Origin of the sequence: Microbulbifer sp. Q7 (genome assembly GCF_001639145.1) — a bacterium.
In the GTDB taxonomy this organism is placed as follows: domain Bacteria; phylum Pseudomonadota; class Gammaproteobacteria; order Pseudomonadales; family Cellvibrionaceae; genus Microbulbifer.
The window spans coordinates 358,520-378,079 of sequence record NZ_LROY01000002.1; the positions used below are offsets into that span (position 1 = coordinate 358,520).

16 protein-coding genes are annotated in these 19,560 nt (G+C 59.8%); 15 read left to right on the forward strand and 1 reads right to left on the reverse strand.

The features are described from left to right. Positions 1-11: 11 nt before the first annotated feature. The 11 genes from ccoO (at position 12) to AU182_RS07275 (ending at position 11,232) form a co-directional block, all read left to right on the forward strand. Positions 12-629: a cytochrome-c oxidase, cbb3-type subunit II gene (gene ccoO / locus AU182_RS07225; RefSeq protein WP_066962987.1), complete on the forward strand. Its 618-nt coding sequence runs from the start codon at positions 12-14 to the stop codon at positions 627-629. A 15-nt stretch (positions 630-644) separates the two neighbouring features. Then, entirely contained in the window at positions 645-866 is a 222-nt protein-coding gene (locus AU182_RS07230) for a cbb3-type cytochrome c oxidase subunit 3 (protein ID WP_082859281.1), read from the forward strand. Continuing rightward, positions 863-1,771 (forward strand): cytochrome-c oxidase, cbb3-type subunit III, encoded by a 909-nt coding sequence (ccoP, locus tag AU182_RS07235; protein ID WP_193754308.1) that lies wholly within the window; start codon positions 863-865, stop codon positions 1,769-1,771. Before AU182_RS07230 ends, ccoP begins: the two co-directional genes overlap by 4 nt. A gap of 167 nt (positions 1,772-1,938) precedes the next feature. Further along, a complete protein-coding gene (gene ccoG / locus AU182_RS07240) occupies positions 1,939-3,354 on the forward strand; it encodes a cytochrome c oxidase accessory protein CcoG (protein WP_066962993.1) in 1,416 nt (471 codons plus the stop codon). Positions 3,355-3,454: 100 nt separating this feature from the next. Further along, positions 3,455-3,991: a FixH family protein gene (locus tag AU182_RS07245; RefSeq protein ID WP_227718163.1), complete on the forward strand. Its 537-nt coding sequence runs from the start codon at positions 3,455-3,457 to the stop codon at positions 3,989-3,991. Positions 3,992-3,995: 4 nt separating this feature from the next. Then, positions 3,996-6,509 carry a heavy metal translocating P-type ATPase gene (locus AU182_RS07250; RefSeq protein WP_066962999.1) on the forward strand — a complete coding sequence of 838 codons (2,514 nt, stop codon included), beginning with the start codon at positions 3,996-3,998 and terminating at the stop codon, positions 6,507-6,509. A gap of 35 nt (positions 6,510-6,544) precedes the next feature. Next, positions 6,545-6,760, forward strand: a complete 216-nt coding sequence (gene ccoS / locus AU182_RS07255) for a cbb3-type cytochrome oxidase assembly protein CcoS (RefSeq protein ID WP_066963002.1) — start codon at positions 6,545-6,547, stop codon at positions 6,758-6,760. Beyond that, positions 6,760-7,689, forward strand: coding sequence for a sulfite exporter TauE/SafE family protein (locus AU182_RS07260; RefSeq protein WP_082859283.1), 930 nt, complete (start codon positions 6,760-6,762; stop codon positions 7,687-7,689). Before ccoS ends, AU182_RS07260 begins: the two co-directional genes overlap by 1 nt. A gap of 179 nt (positions 7,690-7,868) precedes the next feature. Next, on the forward strand, positions 7,869-9,329 hold the full coding sequence (locus tag AU182_RS07265; RefSeq protein ID WP_227718164.1) for an isoprenylcysteine carboxylmethyltransferase family protein: 1,461 nt from the start codon (positions 7,869-7,871) through the stop codon (positions 9,327-9,329). Positions 9,330-9,344: 15 nt separating this feature from the next. After that, complete coding sequence (locus AU182_RS07270; RefSeq protein ID WP_153039160.1) at positions 9,345-10,799, forward strand: glycosyltransferase family 39 protein; 1,455 nt, start codon at positions 9,345-9,347, stop codon at positions 10,797-10,799. Continuing rightward, a complete protein-coding gene (locus AU182_RS07275) occupies positions 10,786-11,232 on the forward strand; it encodes a GtrA family protein (RefSeq protein WP_066963005.1) in 447 nt (148 codons plus the stop codon). Before AU182_RS07270 ends, AU182_RS07275 begins: the two co-directional genes overlap by 14 nt. 4 nt (positions 11,233-11,236) lie before the next feature. Here the strand turns inward: AU182_RS07275 and nadC are convergent, their stop codons facing one another. Continuing rightward, positions 11,237-12,094 (reverse strand): carboxylating nicotinate-nucleotide diphosphorylase, encoded by an 858-nt coding sequence (nadC, locus tag AU182_RS07280; protein ID WP_153039161.1) that lies wholly within the window; start codon positions 12,092-12,094, stop codon positions 11,237-11,239. A 367-nt stretch (positions 12,095-12,461) separates the two neighbouring features. Between nadC and AU182_RS07285 the strand changes: the two genes are divergently transcribed. The 4 genes from AU182_RS07285 (at position 12,462) to ampE (ending at position 19,520) form a co-directional block, all read left to right on the forward strand. Next, positions 12,462-14,759: a DUF1631 domain-containing protein gene (locus AU182_RS07285; protein WP_066963008.1), complete on the forward strand. Its 2,298-nt coding sequence runs from the start codon at positions 12,462-12,464 to the stop codon at positions 14,757-14,759. 640 nt (positions 14,760-15,399) lie between these two features. After that, a complete protein-coding gene (locus AU182_RS07290; RefSeq protein WP_193754309.1) occupies positions 15,400-17,739 on the forward strand; it encodes a DUF1631 domain-containing protein in 2,340 nt (779 codons plus the stop codon). 202 nt (positions 17,740-17,941) lie between these two features. After that, positions 17,942-18,517 carry a 1,6-anhydro-N-acetylmuramyl-L-alanine amidase AmpD gene (gene ampD / locus AU182_RS07295; protein WP_066963011.1) on the forward strand — a complete coding sequence of 192 codons (576 nt, stop codon included), beginning with the start codon at positions 17,942-17,944 and terminating at the stop codon, positions 18,515-18,517. A gap of 73 nt (positions 18,518-18,590) precedes the next feature. Next, positions 18,591-19,520 carry a regulatory signaling modulator protein AmpE gene (gene ampE / locus AU182_RS07300; protein ID WP_066963014.1) on the forward strand — a complete coding sequence of 310 codons (930 nt, stop codon included), beginning with the start codon at positions 18,591-18,593 and terminating at the stop codon, positions 19,518-19,520. The last annotated feature ends 40 nt before the right edge of the window (positions 19,521-19,560 follow it).

Below are 19,560 nucleotides of genomic sequence, written 5' to 3' on the forward strand. Positions count from 1 at the left end.
GGGACCTGATCGTGAAAAACCATGACATCGTAGAAAAAAATCTTGGCTGGATGATCTTTTTCGTCGTGATTGCCATTAGCTTCGGCGGCCTCGTTGAAATCGTTCCCCAGTTCTTCATCAAGGACAACAATGAGCCTATCGCCGGCCTGAAGCCGCTTGGCCCTATCGAGCTGGAAGGGCGCGATATTTACATCCGCGAAGGTTGCCATGTGTGCCACACGCAGATGATCCGCCCGCTGCGCGCGGAAGTTGAGCGCTACGGCCACTACTCCATGGCGCAGGAACATGTGTACGAACACCCGTTCCTGTGGGGCTCCAAGCGCACCGGTCCGGACCTGGCCCGGGTGGGTGAGCGCTACTCCGATGAGTGGCATCGTGCACACCTGTACGATCCGCGCACGGTGGTGCCGGAGTCCATCATGCCGGCTTACCCCTGGCTGTTTGACAACATCATCACCGGCAAGGATACCGCCGCGAAAATGCGCGCCTTGCGCACCGTGGGTGTTCCGTATACCGACGAGGATATCGCCAATGCGAGCAAGCCATTCGTGGGCGGGCGCGTGACGGAAATTGATGCGCTGGTGGCTTACCTTCAGCAGTTGGGCACTCTGGTGCAGCAGAAGCGCTAAGCGAGGTGCTCGGTGATGATCGATATTCTTCGGCAAATTGGTGTAGTTCTCGGCGCGCTCGCATTCCTCGGGGTCTGTTGGTGGGCCTTCTCGCCAAAGCGCAAAAAGCGCTTTGAAGAGGACGCCAAACTGCCGTTTGCCGATGAGCAGGAAAATCTAGACAGGACCGCTCGCGAGAGCGAAAGCACAGCCGGCAAAGAGGCTGACAAGAAACAGCAACAGGGGCAGGACAAATGAGTACATTTTGGAGTGTTTGGGTAATTGTGCTCACCCTCGCCAATCTCGCATTGGTCGTTTGGGTACTTTTCGCAAACCGCAAAGTGGCGGTGGATGACCAGCAGGATCCGGAAAACCGTACAACTGGCCACGTGTACGACGGCATCGAAGAGTATGACAACCCACTGCCGCGGTGGTGGTTCCTGATGTTTGTCATCACGCTGGTGTTCTCGGCGGCGTATCTGGTGATTTACCCGGGCATGGGTAACTTCAAGGGCATCGGTGGCTGGACTTCCGTAGGCGCGCTGAAGGCCGATCAGGCCAAGGCACAGGCGGAGTTCAAGGAGAGCTTCGGGCAGTACGCTGAAATGCCAATCGAGAAGATTGCGGAAAATCGCGACGCGCTCAAGATGGGTGCGCGTATCTTCGCGAACAACTGCTCGGTGTGTCACGGCGCGGATGGTGGCGGTAACTACGGTTTCCCCAACCTGACCGACAGTGACTGGCTGTACGGTGGCTCGCCTGAGCAGATTCTCAAGACGCTGCACGATGGTCGTCAGGGGCTGATGCCTCCTCAAGGCCCGCTGATCGGCGAGGATGGCGTTAAGGCCACTACCGAGTATGTGCTGGCAATGAGCGGTGGTGAGCACGATGCGGCTCTGGCTGCCAAGGGTAAGGAAGTCTTCGGCACCGTGTGCATGGCCTGTCACGGGGTGGACGGTAAAGGTAACCAGGCGCTGGGCGCGCCGAACCTAACCGACGATATCTGGCTCTACGGCGGCACCCGCGAAGAGATCCAGCACACCATTCGCGGTGGTCGTAGCAACAATATGCCTTCGCAAAAAGACAAGCTGCGTGAAGACAAGATTCGTCTGGTCGCTGCGTATGTCTACAGCCTGTCGCGTCAGGAAGACGTCCAGCAATAATCGTTGGCCTCAGGCCAGCGCGGCAAATTGCCGAAGTAAGTATTGGGTGGCGGCGTGATGCCGCCACCCAAACAAGCCGGGAAGGGCACCGCAGGGAAGAAGAACAAGCCTCATTGCATGTCACTGCAGTTTTCGACCCGATAATAATCTGGGGAAAGTGAGGTTTTGTGAGCGATAGAATTCCTACCCGAGAAGAGCAGGAAGGTGACGGTGAAGTCCGCTACCGGATGCTCTACGAATCTGACGACAAGGTCTATATTCGCCATATTCGCGGTGTTTACACCCGCATTCGAAAATATACCGGCCTTCCTTTACTGCTCGCCTTTTTCTTTATCCCCTGGCTGAATATTGATGGGCATCAGGCGGTGCACTTCGATTTGCCTGCGCGGCAGTTTCACATCTTCTGGACCACATTTGGTCCGCAGGACGGTATCCTGCTGGCCGGCCTGCTGATCATCTCTGCATTTGCCCTGTTCGCTATCACCACCTGGCTGGGGCGGGTCTGGTGTGGTTTTACCTGTCCGCAAACGGTCTGGACATTGATGTTCATCTGGGCCGAGCGGGTGTGTGAAGGTGACCGTGCCAAGCGAATGAAGCTGGATGCGGCACCCTGGAATACTGAGAAGGTCTTGCGCAAAAGTGGCACCCACGCCATCTGGTTGCTGATCTCCCTGGCGACCGCACTGGCGTTTGTCGGTTACTTTTACGGTATCCGCGACCTGGTGGTGGACCTTGCCACCTTTAATGCCCATCCCCAGGGTGTTTTCTGGGTCGCTTTCTTTACCTTTGCCACCTATATGAACGCCGGTTTTTTGCGTGAGCAGGTGTGTAAATACATGTGCCCGTATGCGCGCTTCCAGTCGGTAATGTACGACAAAGACACCCTAGCGGTGTACTACGATGCACGCCGCGGTGAGGCCCGTGGCCCACGCAAGAAAAACGTCGACTACAAAGCCCAGGGTATGGGCGACTGCATTGATTGTTACTGGTGTGTGCAGGTGTGTCCGGTGGATATCGATATCCGGGACGGCATGCAATACGAGTGCATCAACTGTGGCCTGTGCGTGGATGCGTGTAACAGCGTCATGGACAAGATGGCGTATCCCCGTGGGTTGATCCGGTTTACCTCGGAAGATGAGCTGGAAACCGGCAAAACCCAGTATGTGCGTCCGCGACTGATCGGTTATGGCCTGGTGCTGCTGCTGATGATCGGATTGTTTTCCTATCACGTCGCCACGCGCTCACCGGTGCAGGCGGAGGTGCAACGGGACCGTGGTGCGCGTATGTACCGCGTATCGCAGGGCCTGGTGCAGAATGTCTACACGGTCAAGATCAACAATATGGATCAGCGCCCGCACGAATTTATTGTTCGCGTACAGGGCAAGCCTGAGTACGACTACTCCCTGCGCATGCAACAAAATCCTGTGGTCAGCCCGGGCGAGTTATACTCCGTGCCCATCCGCGTGAGCGTGCCCAAATCGCAGCTCAAGGATACCAAGCACGATATCTTCATCGAGATTCAGGCCAAAGACGCACCGGAGCTCAAGGACCGCCACCGGACAATCTTTATCGGACCCAAATAGCGATAAGGTGCCGTATGGGACTCGGAGGGCGCGCCAGTGAGGTGCGCCCGCTGCGGTTCTGATTTCATTTGCCCGGTTAGAATTTTGGTTGATTAATTCAGTGACTCAAAAAGAAAATCCTCAAACGCCCGCGCCCTGGTATCGCGAACCCTGGTTCTGGATGGTCATGGCGCCGCTGGTACTGGTGGTGATCGTATCCTTTGTGTTGGTGTCGATTGCGGTACGTTACGGCGATGACACCGTGAGTGATACGTACTACAAAGACAGTCGCCTGTATCACTACTCCGCGGGACAGGACGAGCAGGCCAGGGCCATGGGCCTGGCGGGCGTGCTCCTGTTTTCCCCCCAGGACAGCACCGTGTCGCTGGACCTCAGAGGCAACCTGACGTACCCGGAAAAACTGCTGTTGACGCTCAGTCACCCGGTAGAGGCCGATTTGGACGAGCACGTGGTGCTGGAACAGATATCTGCGGGCCGTTACCGGGGCGAGGTCAAGGCGCCGATGCAACACCGTTGGTACCTGCAGGTCATTCCTGAACTCAATCCTGAGGAATTCCGCCGGGCCCAATGGCGCCTGAAAGGCGAAATCAATTTCAATCTCGGCAACGGAGTGCCCCTGAAGCCCGCAGAGCTGTGATTCGATGAGTGATTCGCTTGCCACCCGTGTCAATGCCCAACCTGCCAGCGCCGCTGCCGCGGCGGACAGTGCAAGCGATTGCTATCACTGCGGGCTACCGGTTGCGGACGGCAGCCATTACGCCGTCCGGATCGATGGCATCGACCGCCCCATGTGTTGCCCCGGCTGTGAAGCCGTTGCGGGCGCCATTGTGGCCGGTGGGCTGGATAACTTTTATCGCTTCCGCGAGCAGAGTAGCGAGCGACCGGAGGCGGCGCCGGCACAACGCTGGCAGGCCTACGATTTGCCGCAGGTGCAAAGTGAGTTCGTGCGGGATTTCACTGGTACTCTACCCGGAGTGGATGACCCGCAGTCTCTGCGGGTAGCGAGCCTGCTGGTGGGCGGTATTACCTGTGCTGCCTGCGTGTGGCTGATTGAAAAACAGCTGACCGCCATGACCGGGGTCGAGCGGGTTTCGGTCAATGCCAGTACTCACCGGGCGCAGATCGTCTTTGCCCCCGACCGGGTTGACGTCAGCGCGCTGTTTTCTGCGCTGGCGGCGATCGGTTATCGCCCGTCGCCGGCCACCGCGGCCAACAATGAGCGCATGCTGCAACAGGAGCGACGGGCTGCCATGCGCCGCCTGGGTGTTGCCGGCCTGGGCACCATGCAGGTGATGATGTTCGCGATCGCCCTGTATTTTGGCGGTAGCAAGGGCATTGACCTGCAGTTCGAGCAGTTCTTTCGCTGGGTTTCCCTGATCGTTGCCACGCCGGTGGTCTGCTACGCGGCCCTGCCATTTTTTGGCGCGGCCTGGCGCGCGTTGCGCAGCGGCCATCTGGTGATGGATGTGCCGGTCTCGCTGGCCATTGGCCTCGCCTACGGCGCCAGTGTTTACGCCACGGTATTCGATACCGGCGAGGTGTATTTCGAATCCGTTTCCATGTTTACTTTCTTCCTGCTGCTCGGGCGTTTCGTGGAAATGCGCGCGCGGCATCGTGCAGGGCTCGCCAGCGGCGGGCTTGCGCAGCTTCTGCCCCTGGCGGCCCTGCGCCAGAACGCCGAGGGTGAGGTGGAGTCGGTTCCGGTGGCAGCCCTGGCGGTCGGTGAGCGCATTCTGCTGCGGCCGGGGGATACGATTCCGGTAGACGGAGAAGTGGTCGAGGGTGCGAGTGGCGTCGATGAGTCGATTCTGACCGGAGAGTCGGCACTGCAGCAGAAGCGCGTTGGCAGCCCGGTGTTTGCCGGCAGTGTCAACGGCGACTCATCGCTTACCGTCGAGATCACCGCTGCCGGCAGCGGCACGCGCCTGTCGGCGATTGAAAAACTGGTTGAGCAGGCGCAACTCGACAAGCCGGCGCAGGCGGCACTGGCGGATCGCATCGCAGGGCGATTTATTGCCGCGGTGTTGATTATTGCGGTGGCGGCGTTCGTATTCTGGTGGCAGCAGGACCCCAGCCGGGCTTTCTGGGTGGCGCTCTCGGTGCTGGTGGTGACCTGCCCCTGTGCGCTGTCCCTGGCGACGCCGGCGGCACTCGCCGCAGCAACACTGCGCCTGCAGCAGCTGGGGTTGCTGGTGGCGCGCGGGCATGTGATGGAAACCCTGCCACAGGTGACGCGGGTGATTTTTGACAAGACCGGCACGCTGACCGAGGGTGCGCCGCAGTTGCGCAGTATTATGCTGCTGCGTGAAGGCGTTCACGAAGAGGCGGCCCGGGATATTGCCGCCGCGCTGGAGGCGCAGAATAACCATCCCCTCGCGCGCGCTTTCCGTCCCTGGTTTGGCAATCGCTCGGCCACCGGCTTGCAGGCGGTGACCGGTCGCGGTGTGTCGGGCGCTTGTGCGGGCACCGAGTATCGTCTCGGCGTACCTGAATTCGTTCTGGCCCTGACCGGCGCCGACCGCACCGCCGCAGCTCGCTACCCCGTGCCCTCGGAGCAGGGCCAATGGCTGCTGCTGGGGGACCAGCAGGGTCCGGTGGCCTGGCTGGGGCTTGGGGACGAAATGCGGCCCAGCGCGCCCGATACCGTGTCCATGCTGGGTGCACAGGGCGTGGCCACCGAATTACTCAGCGGCGATCAATCTGCCGAAGTGCCGCGTCTGGCGACCCTGTCTGGCATTGAGGAGTATCGCGCTGGTGCCACGCCGGAGGACAAACTGGCGCGCCTGAAGGCTTTACAGAAGCGCGATGAGCGCGTGCTGATGATCGGTGATGGCATCAACGACGTGCCGGTGCTGTCCGGCGCCGACGTGTCGGTGGCGATGATGTCGGCGGCAGATCTGGCGCAGTCCCGTGCCGACGCCATTTTACTCAAAGGCGATCTGAGAGCGTTGCCGCGGGCCTTTGCATTGGCGGGCAAGTGCCGCACAATTATTCGCCAGAATCTGGGCTGGGCCATTCTGTACAATGTACTGGCATTGCCCCTGGCGTTCATGGGGCTGATCCCCCCGTGGGCCGCTGCCATCGGCATGTCCCTGAGCTCCCTGATTGTGGTGGCCAACGCGTTGCGTTTGTCCCGCTGGCAGCCGGCCCGGTGAGGCGGCCGCTAACCGAACCCTATCCCGAGGTGTAAGTGGACAGTATCTTCCTGTTAGTCCCCATCGTTATTTTTTTTGTCGCCTGCGCGGTGAAGCTGTTCTTCTGGGCGGTCAACAACGGCCAGTACGACGATCTGGAAACCGAGGGGCGCCGCATCCTGTTTGAAGACGACAAACCCCGCCAGCCCAACGACCAAGAGCGCGCTGAAGGCGCCCGGCATGGCGGCAGTGACCAGGGCGAGGGCCGCTGATGTTCGACTGGGGTGTACTGGGGGCGGCGCTCGCAATCGGTTTTCTCGGCAGCAGCCACTGTATCGGCATGTGCGGCGGAATTTCCGGTGCCCTGGGGCTGGCTGTTCCCGGGCAAAAAGCGGCTTGGCCACGGTTGATCGGCTACTCCACAGGCCGTGTGGCCAGTTATTCCCTGATGGGCTTGCTGGTCGGGATGCTGGGGGCTTACGTGGCCGCGGATATCGCTAGTGGCCTGGCGCCACTGCGTATTGTGGCGGGTCTCATGCTGATTGCCATGGCCCTGTATCTTGCCGACTGGTGGCGAGGGCTGGTGTGGCTCGAGCGGGGTGGCGCCTGGTTGTGGCGGGGCCTGCAGCCACTGTCGCGCCGTTTACTGCCGGTGAATTCTACCCCGCAGGCTATTGCCTTGGGCGCACTTTGGGGGTGGCTGCCCTGTGGCCTGGTGTACAGCGCGCTGGCGTTTGCGCTGGCTCAGGGGAGTGGTGAGCAGGCGGCACTCACCATGCTCGCGTTCGGTCTCGGCACCGTGCCCGCGGTGCTGGCGACCGGTGCCGCGGCCGCCCGACTGCGTACTCTGGTGCAAAAGCCCGGAGTGCGCCTTGGCATGGCGCTGCTGGTCTTCTCGTTTGGCGCCTGGACACTGTGGGGCGCGGTCGGTCACGGGGGGCACGGCGCTCACGGGGAGCACGGTTCTCACGATACGCACAGTTCTCACGATACGCACAGTTCTCACGGCGCCCACTCCGGCGGCCATTCCCGCCACGGCCTGCAGGCTCCGGATTCCGGCAATGTCCCGGATGACGCAGGCGGGCACCATCATCACCACTCTCATATGCAGCAAGCAGGCGTCGAAGAGGCCACCCTGGAGAATGAGGTGGTCCCCGCTGATTCGGCCAGCGAGGAATCTCGCGTCAGCACAAACGACTGAATCCCATCTGTCGCAGGCCGTTGCGGCCGCGCCATGACAGGGGCGTGTGGATGGGGGTAAACTGGTGGAATTCTGACCTTTGGTCTGGCCACTTTGCACCGGTGGCGGCGGGGGTTGGTGTTGCTGTGCGCATGGCCGAATCGTGGCCGTGAAGTCGTGTAGTTCCTGTTGGGTCCAGTATGAAAAAAATAAAAAACAAGTCTGTTGGGGTTGGTAGCTCCGGTCAAAAAAAATACCGTGCCCATCGCCAGAAAACGTCGGGGGGCGCAGCCGGGCAAAACGCAGCCCACGGTATTGCCGGTGACGGGAGCCAATGCCCCGAGGCACCCACCCGCGTGTGGATCAATCTTATCGCGCTGGCCATTTCCCTGGCAGCGGTGGTTTGGTTGCGCGAGTACGGCCAGGACTTCGCGGTAAGAACCCAGTCCCTGGTGGTGGTGGCTGTAGCGTTGGCGCTACCCATCATTGTGCTGGAGTGGCTGTTCCTCAAACCCTACCGCAACCCTTCTGCCGGCCTCGACTTCCGCCGTGCCAATTACAGTCTCGGGCGCACCGCACTGAAACTCCTAGGCTTTTATTTAAGTGTGGGCTCGGTGGCCTTCGTCTACTGGCTGTTCCCCGAGTATCACGGCTCCTTTTACGACAATTACTTCACCGTGGTGAAGGCCGTTCTGCCCTGGTGGATGCTGCTGGCGGCGCCTTACTTCTACCTGATCGACGGCGCCATGCAGTCGCCTAAAGACAGCTACTGGCAGCTGGGTAGCTGGATAATGGGTAACCGCAAGGGGGTGTCGGGCAAAGCCATCGGCCAGCTGTATCTGGGCTGGTTAGTAAAGCTTTTCTTTCTGCCGCTGATGTTTGTCTACCTGGGCAACAACCTGAATACGCTGCTGAATTTTGATTTTGCGCGCTTGTTTGGCAGCTTCAAGGCGGTGTTCGATTTCACGTTCAACTTCCTGTTTTACATCGACTTGCTGTTTGTCACCGTGGGTTACGTGTGCACCCTGCGGCTATTTGACTCCCACATTCGCACCGCGGAACCGAGCTTTCTCGGTTGGGGTGTGGCACTGATTGGCTACCAGCCGTTCTGGAGCCTATTTTCCGGTACCTATTTGAAGTACGACGATGCGCCCGCCTGGGGTTACTGGTTCTGGGATACGCCGATGATGTACGGCATCTGGGGCACGGGCATCCTGCTGCTGATTGCGATTTATGTGTGGGCCAGTATTCCTTTTGGCATTCGATTTTCGAATCTTACCCACCGGGGCATCCTCACCAATGGCCCCTACCGTTTTACCAAGCACCCGGCGTACGTGAGTAAAAACCTCTCCTGGTGGATGATCTCAATGCCGTTTATGGTCAGCGCCAGCGGCCCCGAGGCATTGCGACAGTCGCTGCTGTTATTGTTGGTGAATTTTATTTATTTCATGCGTGCACGCACGGAGGAGCGGCATCTCTCCTGGGATCCCACTTACGTTGCCTATGCCCGTTATATCGAGCAGCGTGGCATGTTCGCCGTTCTCGGCCGGTGGTTCCCGCTGTTGCGCTTCGGCAACGGCAGGTTGTTCTATCGCGGTAAGGATGCGCCGGCGGCGGAGCCGCTGGTAAGTGGTGATCTTTCTCCGGCCAAGCCGGCCTGATAGGGGGAGCCTGCGGTGCTTTTAAATGGCAATCTGAAGGCGGCCGCCAGCCGGCTGCCTCCCCAGCTACTGCGGATAAATCGGCGTTGGCTTTTGTATGCCGGCCTGTACCTGCTGATCGCGCTGGGTTGCTGGCTGCGTATTGAGCACGTATTTACCTATAACCCCATCGACCATATCTGGAGCGATCCGCAGCGGCACTGGGAGCAGGGCACTGAAACCCTGCGCACCGACCCAATGACCCTCACCGATCCGGTGATGTATCAGTTGTATATCGGCATCCTCGCCAAACTGACGCTGAAAGAGCCGCTGCTGATTGCGCTGTACACTGCGCTGCTCGCCTGCCTGACCCCCTGGATCTGGTATCGCTTTGCCCGCGAGCTTTTACCCTCGCGCCTGCAGGCCACGGCCATTTGGGCGGGCATATCACTACTGCCGTCCTGGATTGCCATCTATGGCTATTTCATGCAGGAAACCCTATTGCTGCCGTTACTCGGTGCCGCCCTGTACGCCAGCTGGCGATGTCGGCGCAAACAGTCGGTGGCCAGTTTTCTTCTGATGGTGGTTCTCTGGGTGGCCGCGGGATTGACCCGTGGGATTGCCATTCCTTTTGCCGCCGTGGTCACCACCTGGTTGTGGCTGGTACAGCCACAGAAAATCGCCAAGGCGGGCTATAGCCTGATGCTGCTGGGGTTGATCATGGGGCCACTGGCGTATCGCAGTTATTCCGCCATGCACCTGATTGCCCCCCACGGTGTGGGCAACCTGAATGCGCTGTACACCCGCTCGGGCAAGCGGGATATTCATATCAGTTACGATCGCGAAGGGGCGCGCTGGACTTACTGGTTTGCCTCCCCGGCCATGGGGGCCAAGCCATTGGCACCGCTCAGTGACTGGACCTCGAGCCGGGAGGGCAAGGTCTACGCGCATATTGATATCACCAAAGGCAGTGAAGACTGGCGCGCGGCCATGGCTCGCTACCCGATGACCGCCGAGCGCTATCTGACGCTCGCCGGTGAAAACCTGGTGTATCTGTTTTTTGGGTCCTCCTGGCCGGATAACAATCGTGCGCGCTGGTTGGAAGCGGTGAATCATCACAGCCGATGGATCTGGGCGCCGGCCACACTGTTCTTACTTCTGGGTACGTTGATTTTGTGGCGGCGGCTCGGCAATAGCCGCCTTCTCAGCGTACTGATTTTTACCTGGGTGCTGGTGCAAGGATTGTTGCCGATTTCGGTCAACGAGGGGCGCTACCGTAAACCGGCGGAAGGGCTGCTGCTGGTGCAGGCCTTTGTATTGGCCGGAGCGCTGCGCCGCAGACGGGCGTATGAGGATAAGGAATCTGGCGAACGCATGGCGGTCGAAACCGCGGATGCCCGGGGCGAGGGGCCTCCGCCAGTGCAGCCGATAGAAGCACCAAAATTACCGGAATCACCAGAATCACCGGCGCAAGACCATGTCCCAGCCTGAGCCACTAGCGGACGTTCACAGTTCCGAAAAAGATTCCTTCTGGTTGCGGCCCCTGCTGCGTCTTGCCCGCCGGGTTGGCAGCTTTATGCTGGTGGGCGGTGTGGCGACCGGAGTGCAGTATTTACTGCTGGTTGTGCTGATCGAATGGATGGGGGTTTTCGCCGTTGTCGCATCCGCCACTGCCTACGGTGTTGCGGCGGTGGTCAGTTATTTGCTGAATTTTTACATGACCTTTCAGGGCCGGGCCGGGCACCGGCAGGCATTGCCCCGCTTTATGGTGGTGGTGGCCGTGGGTCTGGGGGTGAACACTCTGAGTTTCACCCTGTTACTGATATTTTTCCCTTATCTGGTGGCGCAGCTGGGGGCGACCCTGGTGACTTTGGTTAGCAACTACCTGCTGCACCAGCGCTGGATTTACCACTCGCGCGTTTAATCGTTTACTCGGACACCAGTCGTAAGGACAGGTCGATGGCCCGCAGGTGCTTGGTCAGGCTGCCGGATGAAATGTAATCCACTTCCAGGTCAGCCAGCTGCTTTAGTCGCGCTTCGTTCACGCTACCGGAGATCTCGATTTTCGCGCGTCCTTTCGCCAGCAGCAGAGCCTCGGTGGTCATTTCATCGGTAAATTCGTCGAGCATGATAACGTCGGCGCCGGCATCCAGTGCCTGGCGTAATTCATCGAGGCTTTCCACTTCCACTTCTACCAGCGCGCCAGGTTTGATCTGGTGCGCCTGGCGCACGGCATTGGCAATACCACCGGCAGCAGCGATATGGTTTTCCTTGATCAGGAAGGCGTCGTAGAGGCCGATGCGATGATTGCTGCAGCCCCCGCAGAGTACGGCGTATTTTTGCGCAGTGCGCAGACCCGGGATGGTCTTTCGGGTATCCAGTATCTTGATGTCGGAGCCTTTGGTGAGCGCCGCATAGGCGGCCGCGGTGGTCGCGGTGCCGGATAATGTCTGCACAAAATTCAGGGCACAGCGCTCACCGGTGAGGATGCTTCGCGCATTGCCGGCCAGCTCAAACAGGGCGCTGTCGGCGGCCACGCGCTCTCCGTCTGCCACATGCCAGATGACCTGCAGCGTGGGGTCCAGTTGGCGAAATACTTCTTCCACCCAGGCCTGGCCGCAGAATACGCAGTCTTCGCGGGTGATGACCCGGGCGCGGGCCTCGCGGTCTTCGGGAATCAGTTGCGCGGTGATGTCGCCATCGCCGATATCTTCGGCCAGTGCATCGCGTACGGCGCGCTGTATATCTTGCTGCAGGTTCGGGATGTTCGCAGTGGCTGGTGTCATGGGGAGTCCTCAACTGTGGCGGAGCGCATACTAGCAAAATGTAGCCTGCTGTCAGCAGCTCGTTGCCACAGGCGCGCCTCGCCGGTTGTCGGCGGACTGTTGGCGCCTGTGACGACGGTCTCAAATCCAGGTCTGTCACCGGCGATACTATTGTGCTAATGGCGCGCCAGTCCGTAGAATCTACCGTCGACCTAAATCGGCTGGTCGATGGTGAGCGCTTCGAATGAAACTGTGCGGCGCCCCATCCTATGCAAACAGATAACAAATAATCAGGTTCGCAGGTGGCTTCCCAGGGCCCTCTGTGGTTGCATCACCCGGTATCCTCCTCTCCCATACAAGAGGCGGCGCCGGCCAAGGCTATGTGGCAATGAAAGACTCTAACAACGTGGTATCCATGCAAGGTGCGCTCAAGGAGCAGCATAGAGCGGCAAAAGGCACGCTCAGCCTGCCGCCACCGGTTACCGCTGTGAGGGACAGGGCTCAGGTGTTGCTTGCGGAGCAGGCCAAGCTGGTATTTGCCAAGGTGGACGATTCATTGTTCGCCATGGCGGAAAAGGCCCACGGCCAGGATGAGCAGGACGGACTGTTTCAGGCGCTGCGGTTGCTGCGGGTTGAGCGCCGCAAAGTGGTCGAGCGCTTCTCATCGCATCTGGCGGACGCATTTCTTGTGCGCGACGTGCCGGCGGACGAGCGCGATGACCCATATTCCGCCGACAATCTTTCATTGGTGCATAATGACGACCTGGAGCAGCTGGTCGCCGTCGACACCATGGTGGCCAATGCGAAACGGGATTTTTCAGAGCCACTGACCGAAATCTCGCTGCGCCTGAATACCCTCCTTTCGGTAAAGATCTACGACAAGAACAATCCCCTCGGCCCGGATGCCATCTGCGACGCTTTCGTAGAGGCCTGTCGGCCCCTTGACCTGCACATCCGTGCGCGCCTGACCCTGCTCAAGAAGTTTGAGCAGCTGGTTATGGCAAACCTCGGCAAGTTGTATGAGCAGTGTAACGACCTGTTTGTGGAGCACGGGGTACTCCCGTCGCTAAAGCAGCAGCGTCGCGCCGCGCGTCAGCAACGCCCAAGCCCTGGTGCTCAGGGCGTCCGCGGCGGACAAGCGACCGCGGGTGCGGCTGCACAGGAGCGCGCCGGTTCCATGTCGACCGGTGGGCACGGTGGCGGGCACGGCTTACTGCCGCTCGGCGCAGGTGTTGCGCCCATGCCGCCGCAGGATTTGCTGTCTCACCTGGGGGCGTTGCAGAGTCACCTGCCGGAGAATTACGACGGCGAAGAAATCCAGTTGCTGAACATCAATAGCCTGCTGCAGCAGCGCTTGGTAGAGGGGCGTCAATCTGCCTCTTTGGCCAAGATGGACAGCGACATCATCAAGCTGGTTGAGATGCTGTTCTCGTTCATTCTCGAGGATCGCAATCTCGCCGAGCCGATCAAGTCCCAGCTGGGTCGGTTGCAGCTGCCGCTTCTCAAGGTGGCCATCGCTGACAAGTCATTTTTCAGTAAAGGCGGGCACCCGGCGCGCAAGCTGCTGAACGAGCTGGCCGATGCCGCGACCGGCTGGCAGGCCAAAGAGGGCTATGCAGCGGATCCTCTGTTCAAGCAGATCAGTGAAGTTGTCGCGAAGGTCCTGGCCGAGTTCGATCAGGACATTCATATATTTTCGACGCTGCTGGAATCATTCCGCGCGTTTATCCTGCGCGAGCGCAAGCGCGCGGAGAAGCTGGAGCGCCGGATCGTCGATGAGGCGGATGGCAAAGCGAAAACCCAGGCCGCGCGCGCGCGGGTGGCCGCGGTGATGGATGCGCTGACCGCTGAGCGAGACTTGCCCCCGGTGGTTTCTGAGTGGCTCGAAAAAGTCTGGTCAAACATGCTGTTCCTCACGTGCATCAAGGAAGGGACCGAGAGCGAGAGCTGGAACCGCGATGTGCGCACCGCCCGAGACCTGGTGTGGAGTGTGCACGCGCCCATGCCGGATAGCCGTAAGCAGCTGCTGGGATTGCTGCCGGCGCTGCAGGAGCGGTTGCGGGCCGGCGTAGAAGCGGTTTCCCTCAGTGCCTTTGATGCCCGTCGCATGTTTGCCGGGCTGAAAGACGTGTATCGCGAGCGCTTTGCGCTGGCCCAGCGGCTAGCTGAAGAGCGCACCCGCAAGGCGCGCGAAGCGGTGCGCGACGAGGTCAGTGAGCAAGTGCGCAGCCAGGCAGCACAAGAAACGCCCGCTCCTGCAGCGGACGTAAAGGCCGATAGCGCCCAGCCGGCTGAAGCGGTGGTCGAGCTGCCGCAAATGGAAGAGCTGGAACAGGTGGTGGCGCAGGCTGAGGTGGCCCCCGCAGTGGCGGATGAGGTCGAGGCGCTACCGGAAAGCGATTCCCACTGGCAGCAGACCTTCCGCCTGGCCCAGGGCAGCTGGTTCGAGCTCAAGCGCGGGGATGAAGAGCAGTTCCGCTGTCGTCTGGCGGCCGTTATCAAGGATATCGACCAGTTTATCTTCGTTAACCGCAACGGGGCGAAAGTGGCAGAGTTCACTCGTGTCGAGCTGGCACATGCATTGCGCAACGCACAGCTGATGCCATTGGATGACGGAATGCTGTTTGAGCGTGCCCTGCAGTCGGTGATTGGCACCGTACGCAAGTCGCGTGGTGAAATGAGTTGATGCGCAGCCCGCTTGCCGGTGTTGCGCTCTCTGTTCACCTGCCTGTTCATCCCTCCGCTCAGCTCCCCGCGCGCCTCCCCCTTGGCTGCCTTTCCGGCAGCCATCTGCCTGACAGATAAATCATCTTTTTGCTGGTAAGCATTGCCCGCCATTCTGCGGCACATGCGCTTACATTCACTACTTATCCTGACTTACATGACTTGTGGGCAATTTTCGCCCGTATTTGGCGAAATTGGCCCTATTTGGCACTTGCGTGTCGTATTTGTTTGCTGGATATTGAGTACTAGTTCTAATTTTCAAAGGTATGCACGTTAGGGTATAGCGTCTTGTGCCTTTGTGTAATTGCTGGTTGAGCGGCGCCCCGCAGTCCAAATCCTGTGCGCAGCGAAGACCTGTGAATATGCCGGTTTGCTTCTGTGATTCCCCGTTGAGGATGTTTGCGGGTCAGAAGTGAATAATTCCGTAGCGAGTACTCTCTGAGTCGATGCCAGGAGGGCAAAGAGCAGTGAACAAGGACGATATGAATTCGAACATAAACGATCTTTTTGTTATCAATGGTGGTGCTTCAAGTGGGGGGCGGCGAGGGGATACTTCTCGCTCGGGAGCGCACCCTGGCGCCTCAAGGCAGTTATCCAAAACCGTGAATCTGATCAATCAAAAAGCCATCCAGTGGTTACAGGGGCGCGCGGAAGAAGTCTTTGCCCAGGTAGACGATTCTCTGTTCACCATGGCAGAGAAGGCGCATCAGCAGGATGAGCAGGACCGCCTGTTTCACGCCATTCGTGCGTTGCGTGTGGAACTCAGCGATGTTGTGGATGGTTTTTGCGATGGCGTCGAAGAGCGCTTTCGCAATCCGCGCAACGACCACCCGGATGAAGAAGGGGGCGGAAGCCGCGCCTCCCTGAGCAGCCTGACTCTGGTGAATGATGAAGACCTGGAGCAGCAGGTTGCCATTCGCACCATGATTTCCAATGTCAAACGCGATCATGCGGAGTCGATTGCTGCGCTGTCCTTGCGTTTGGATACCCTGCTCCCCTGTAAGGTCTATGACGAGAACCTGCCGCTGGGGCCGGCCGCCATCTGTGCTGCTTTTGCCGAGGTTCTCGACGATGTCGATATCGCGCTGCGGGCGCGCATGACCGTATTCAAAAAATTTGAGCTGCACCTGATTAACCGGTTAGGTGAGCTGTATGACAGTTGTAATGGGTTGTTGATCGAGCAGGGCGTGCTGCCCACCATCGAGGATCCTCTGCGTCACCGCAACCGCCCGGGTCGGCCGTCACAGCCGGCGGGGCAGGGCGCGCAAGGCCAAGCGCAGCCGGCTCAGATGCCTGCGGAAGGCCAAATGTCTGGCGCTTTCCCTACCGGGAACCCGGGGACACCGGGGCATGCCGGTGGCGGCTTCGCGATGCCGGCAGGCATGGGGTATAGCGCAGGTTCTGGTACCGGCGGAAGCATGGTTTCCAATGGCGGTTACGGCCTGATGCCCGCGGGCTCAGGTGCTGCGCCCATGCCGACGCCCACCCTGGTGCAGCAACTTGGGCAGTTCCAGATGTCCCTGCCGGCCCAGTCGGTGCCCGCAGGTCAGCTGATCAACGTGACCGAGCTGTTGCAGGAGCATTTGAAAGCCAGCAATCAGAGCGCCTCCCTGCACGAGCTGGACAGCGAGGTTATCCGGCTGGTGGATATGCTGTTTTCCTTCATGCTGGAAGACCGCAACCTGGCGGAACCCATCAAGGCGCAGTTGATTCGCTTGCAGTTGCCCATGCTCAAGCTGGCGGTCGCGGACAAGGCCTTTTTCAGTAAAGGCGGGCATCCCGCACGGCGGTTGCTGAATGAAATGGCGGATGCCGCCATTGGTTGGCAACCGGGTGAAAACTATCTGAATGACCCCCTGTACCGCGAGGTCTGCACCATCGTCGATGGCGTGCTCGCAGAGTACGATGAAGACGAGCAGGTGTTCGTTCGCCTGCTGGAAACGTTCCGCGAGTTCTCGGTGCGCGAGCGCAAGCGTGCGGCGGTAATGGAACGCCGTACCATCGACGAGGCGCAGGGTGCGGCGCGTGTGGAAGCTTCCAAGGCCCGTGTGGCGGCGGTATTCGACGCGCTGACGGCCGATCGTAAACTGCCGAAAATCGTGCACGAGTGGCTCAGCCGTGTGTGGAGCAGCGTTTTGTTTCGCACCTGCCTGAAAGAGGGCACATCCAGTGGCTTGTGGCGTCAGCATGTACTCACTGCGCGCGACCTGATCTGGAGTGTGGTGGCGCCAATGCCGGAAAGCAGCGTCAAGCTGCGTCGCCTGCTACCCAATCTCAAGCAGCGTCTGCAGCAAGGTGCGCAGTCCCTGTCTCTGAGTGCCGGTGACCAGCAGCGGCTGTTGGGTGGGCTGGAGGCACTGTATCAGGAGCGCCAGAAACTGGGTGAGCGGGTGGAATCCGAGCGGGAACGCAGAACCCGTGAGCGTCTGGTGCAGGAGCTGCGGCGTGAGGCGGATAGCGTGGTGCCTATTCCGGTCGCCGAAACGGTGGCAGCGGACATTGTGGAGGAAGATGTATCTCCGGAACTGGATGAAGCGCGCGAGTTGCCACCGGGAGTGAAGGCGCTGCCTGCGGTCGAAGAGATTCAGCAGGTGGTCAGCAAAGCCATCGCAGGCGGACCGAAAGGTAAGGACGCCAATGTATCCCCGAAACAGGATGACCACTGGCAGCAGACCTATCACTTGAAAGACAGCTGGTTCCTGTTGCGTCATCCGGAGAAGTTGCCGATGCGCTGTCGTTTGGCGGCGATTATCAGCGATCTCGATCAGTTTATGTTCGTCAATCGGCAGGGCGCCAAGGTGGGGGTCTATTCCCGCGCCGAGCTTGCGCAGGCGTTGCGTGACGAAGAACTTATGCCACTGGAGCAGGGCCCTCTGTTTGAGCGCGCGCTTCAATATGTGGTGGGTAACTGCGGAGAGAGTAAAATCGCCATTACGGTGTAAGCCTGCCGGGCTCCAGCGTAATGTAATCACCAGCCGGGGCTAGCCCCGGCTTTGTTTTATCTGCCGGGTGGGCGACTGGTGCTCAAAAACTCCACAGCTGGTTCGCTGTGGCTTGGGAAGGCGCTGGTGGCGACTTGTTCTGGCAGTTATGTCCTCGCTTCCATAGAATATCTCTCTGCTCAATTTCAGCGGAGTCGCATTTGTGAAATATCAGGTTCAGTCAGGATGGCTGTCCGGCGTGCGCCGGGTACCCAGCCCACACTGCAACAGTCGCCCGGACGATGCGGAAGTGGACCTGCTGGTGATTCACAGTATCAGCCTTCCGCCGGGCCAATACGGTGGCTCCTACATTGATGAGTTCTTTCTTGGCCATCTGGATATCGATGCCCATCCCTACTTTTCCGAAATCGGCACCCTGCAGGTGTCTGCCCACTTTTTGATCGATCGCAACGGTCGGGTTACGCAGTATGTACCGCTCACCGAGCGCGCTTGGCATGCGGGCCAGTCCACATTCTGTGGACGGGAAAACTGCAATGATTTCTCCATCGGCATCGAACTGGAGGGACTGGATACGGACACCTTCACGCCTGCACAGTATCAGTCCCTGGCCGAGGTGACGCAGGCGATCATGGCGGCTTACCCGGCGATTGACCGCTCGCGCATCACCGGGCACTCGGATATCGCTCCCGGCAGAAAGCTGGACCCGGGCCCCGGATTTGACTGGGATCTGTACTTCAGGCGATTGCAGCAGGTTCAGGGAGATGACCCCGCGGGCTAACCGCCGTTGTGTGGCAGGGCGGTGTGCGCACCGTTTGCCGGTATAAAAATCGAATAACTGACGAGGGGGCGCTATGGCGCTGTTGATTGTGCTGTTGGCATTGGGTCTGGTGCAGATCTGGGGTTCAGGTGGCCCGCTGCAGCGGGACGGATGGTTTTCTCACTGGGCCAACTTTATTTATGGCCGCGGTGTAGTGCAGGGCAAGTCTGGCATTGGTTTTGGCCTGCTGGTACTGCTCCCGGTGCTGGGTACCGCCATTGTGCTCGCTTTTGCCGAGGCCATGCTGGGGTGGCTGGGGGTTCTGCTGGTCAGTGTCCCGGTATTGCTCTATAGCTTTGGGCGCGGCAACTTTAACGAGGCGCTGGCGGGGTATTTGCGGGCCTGGTACCAAGGCGATCTTGATGAGGCCAAAAAGGCCGCCGAGCCGTTGATGGAACCCGCGGAAATAGTGCGTGCGCAGAGTATTTCCAGCGCACAGGAACTGCACGGTATGGTGTTCAGGGCCGCCGCCTACCGCGCGTTTGAGCGATTGTTTGCGGTGCTCTTCTGGTTTCTGTTGCTGGGGATTCCTGGCGCAATGCTCTACCGGCTTAGCCACCTGGCGCACACAGAACTCAGCAAGGCCTCCCTGTCCGAGGAGGGCGGCGCCCTGGCCGCCGGTACTGCTGACCAGGGGCTCGCTGCCCGCTGGCTGTGGTTGATCGAGTGGATGCCGGTGCGTGCGATCGGCTTCAGCCTCGCCATCGTGGGGAATTTTGCCGGCTGTTACCGGGCGTGGCGTGACCACCTGACTTGCAAGCACAGCTCCACGGAAGAGGTGCTGGAGCACTACCTCGAAGGCGCGCTTGGTGGCATCGATAGCAGTGAGTGCAGCGCCGGTGCCGCCGTGAGTGAGGGGCAGCGTCTGTGTGGTGCCGAAATTGAAGGTATGCAGGCATTGCTGTCCCGCGCACTGCTCATGTGGGTGACGCTGATGGCGTTGTACGGGTTATTCGCCAGCTAATTGACCGCAGGAGTGCCCGAATCGGTATGCCGGATGAATT

What these genes read in the sequence shown, in the direction of transcription:
- AU182_RS07265 (WP_227718164.1), top strand. Translation starts at nt 7,869, where the DNA reads ATGAAAAAAATAAAAAACAAGTCTGTTGGGGTTGGTAGCTCCGGTCAA.
- ccoP (WP_193754308.1), top strand. Translation starts at nt 863, where the DNA reads ATGAGTACATTTTGGAGTGTTTGGGTAATTGTGCTCACCCTCGCCAAT.
- AU182_RS07230 (WP_082859281.1), top strand. Translation starts at nt 645, where the DNA reads ATGATCGATATTCTTCGGCAAATTGGTGTAGTTCTCGGCGCGCTCGCA.
- nadC (WP_153039161.1), bottom strand. Translation starts at nt 12,094, where the DNA reads ATGACACCAGCCACTGCGAACATCCCGAACCTGCAGCAAGATATACAG.
- AU182_RS07285 (WP_066963008.1), top strand. Translation starts at nt 12,462, where the DNA reads ATGAAAGACTCTAACAACGTGGTATCCATGCAAGGTGCGCTCAAGGAG.
- AU182_RS07260 (WP_082859283.1), top strand. Translation starts at nt 6,760, where the DNA reads ATGTTCGACTGGGGTGTACTGGGGGCGGCGCTCGCAATCGGTTTTCTC.
- AU182_RS07250 (WP_066962999.1), top strand. Translation starts at nt 3,996, where the DNA reads ATGAGTGATTCGCTTGCCACCCGTGTCAATGCCCAACCTGCCAGCGCC.
- AU182_RS07275 (WP_066963005.1), top strand. Translation starts at nt 10,786, where the DNA reads ATGTCCCAGCCTGAGCCACTAGCGGACGTTCACAGTTCCGAAAAAGAT.
- ampE (WP_066963014.1), top strand. Translation starts at nt 18,591, where the DNA reads ATGGCGCTGTTGATTGTGCTGTTGGCATTGGGTCTGGTGCAGATCTGG.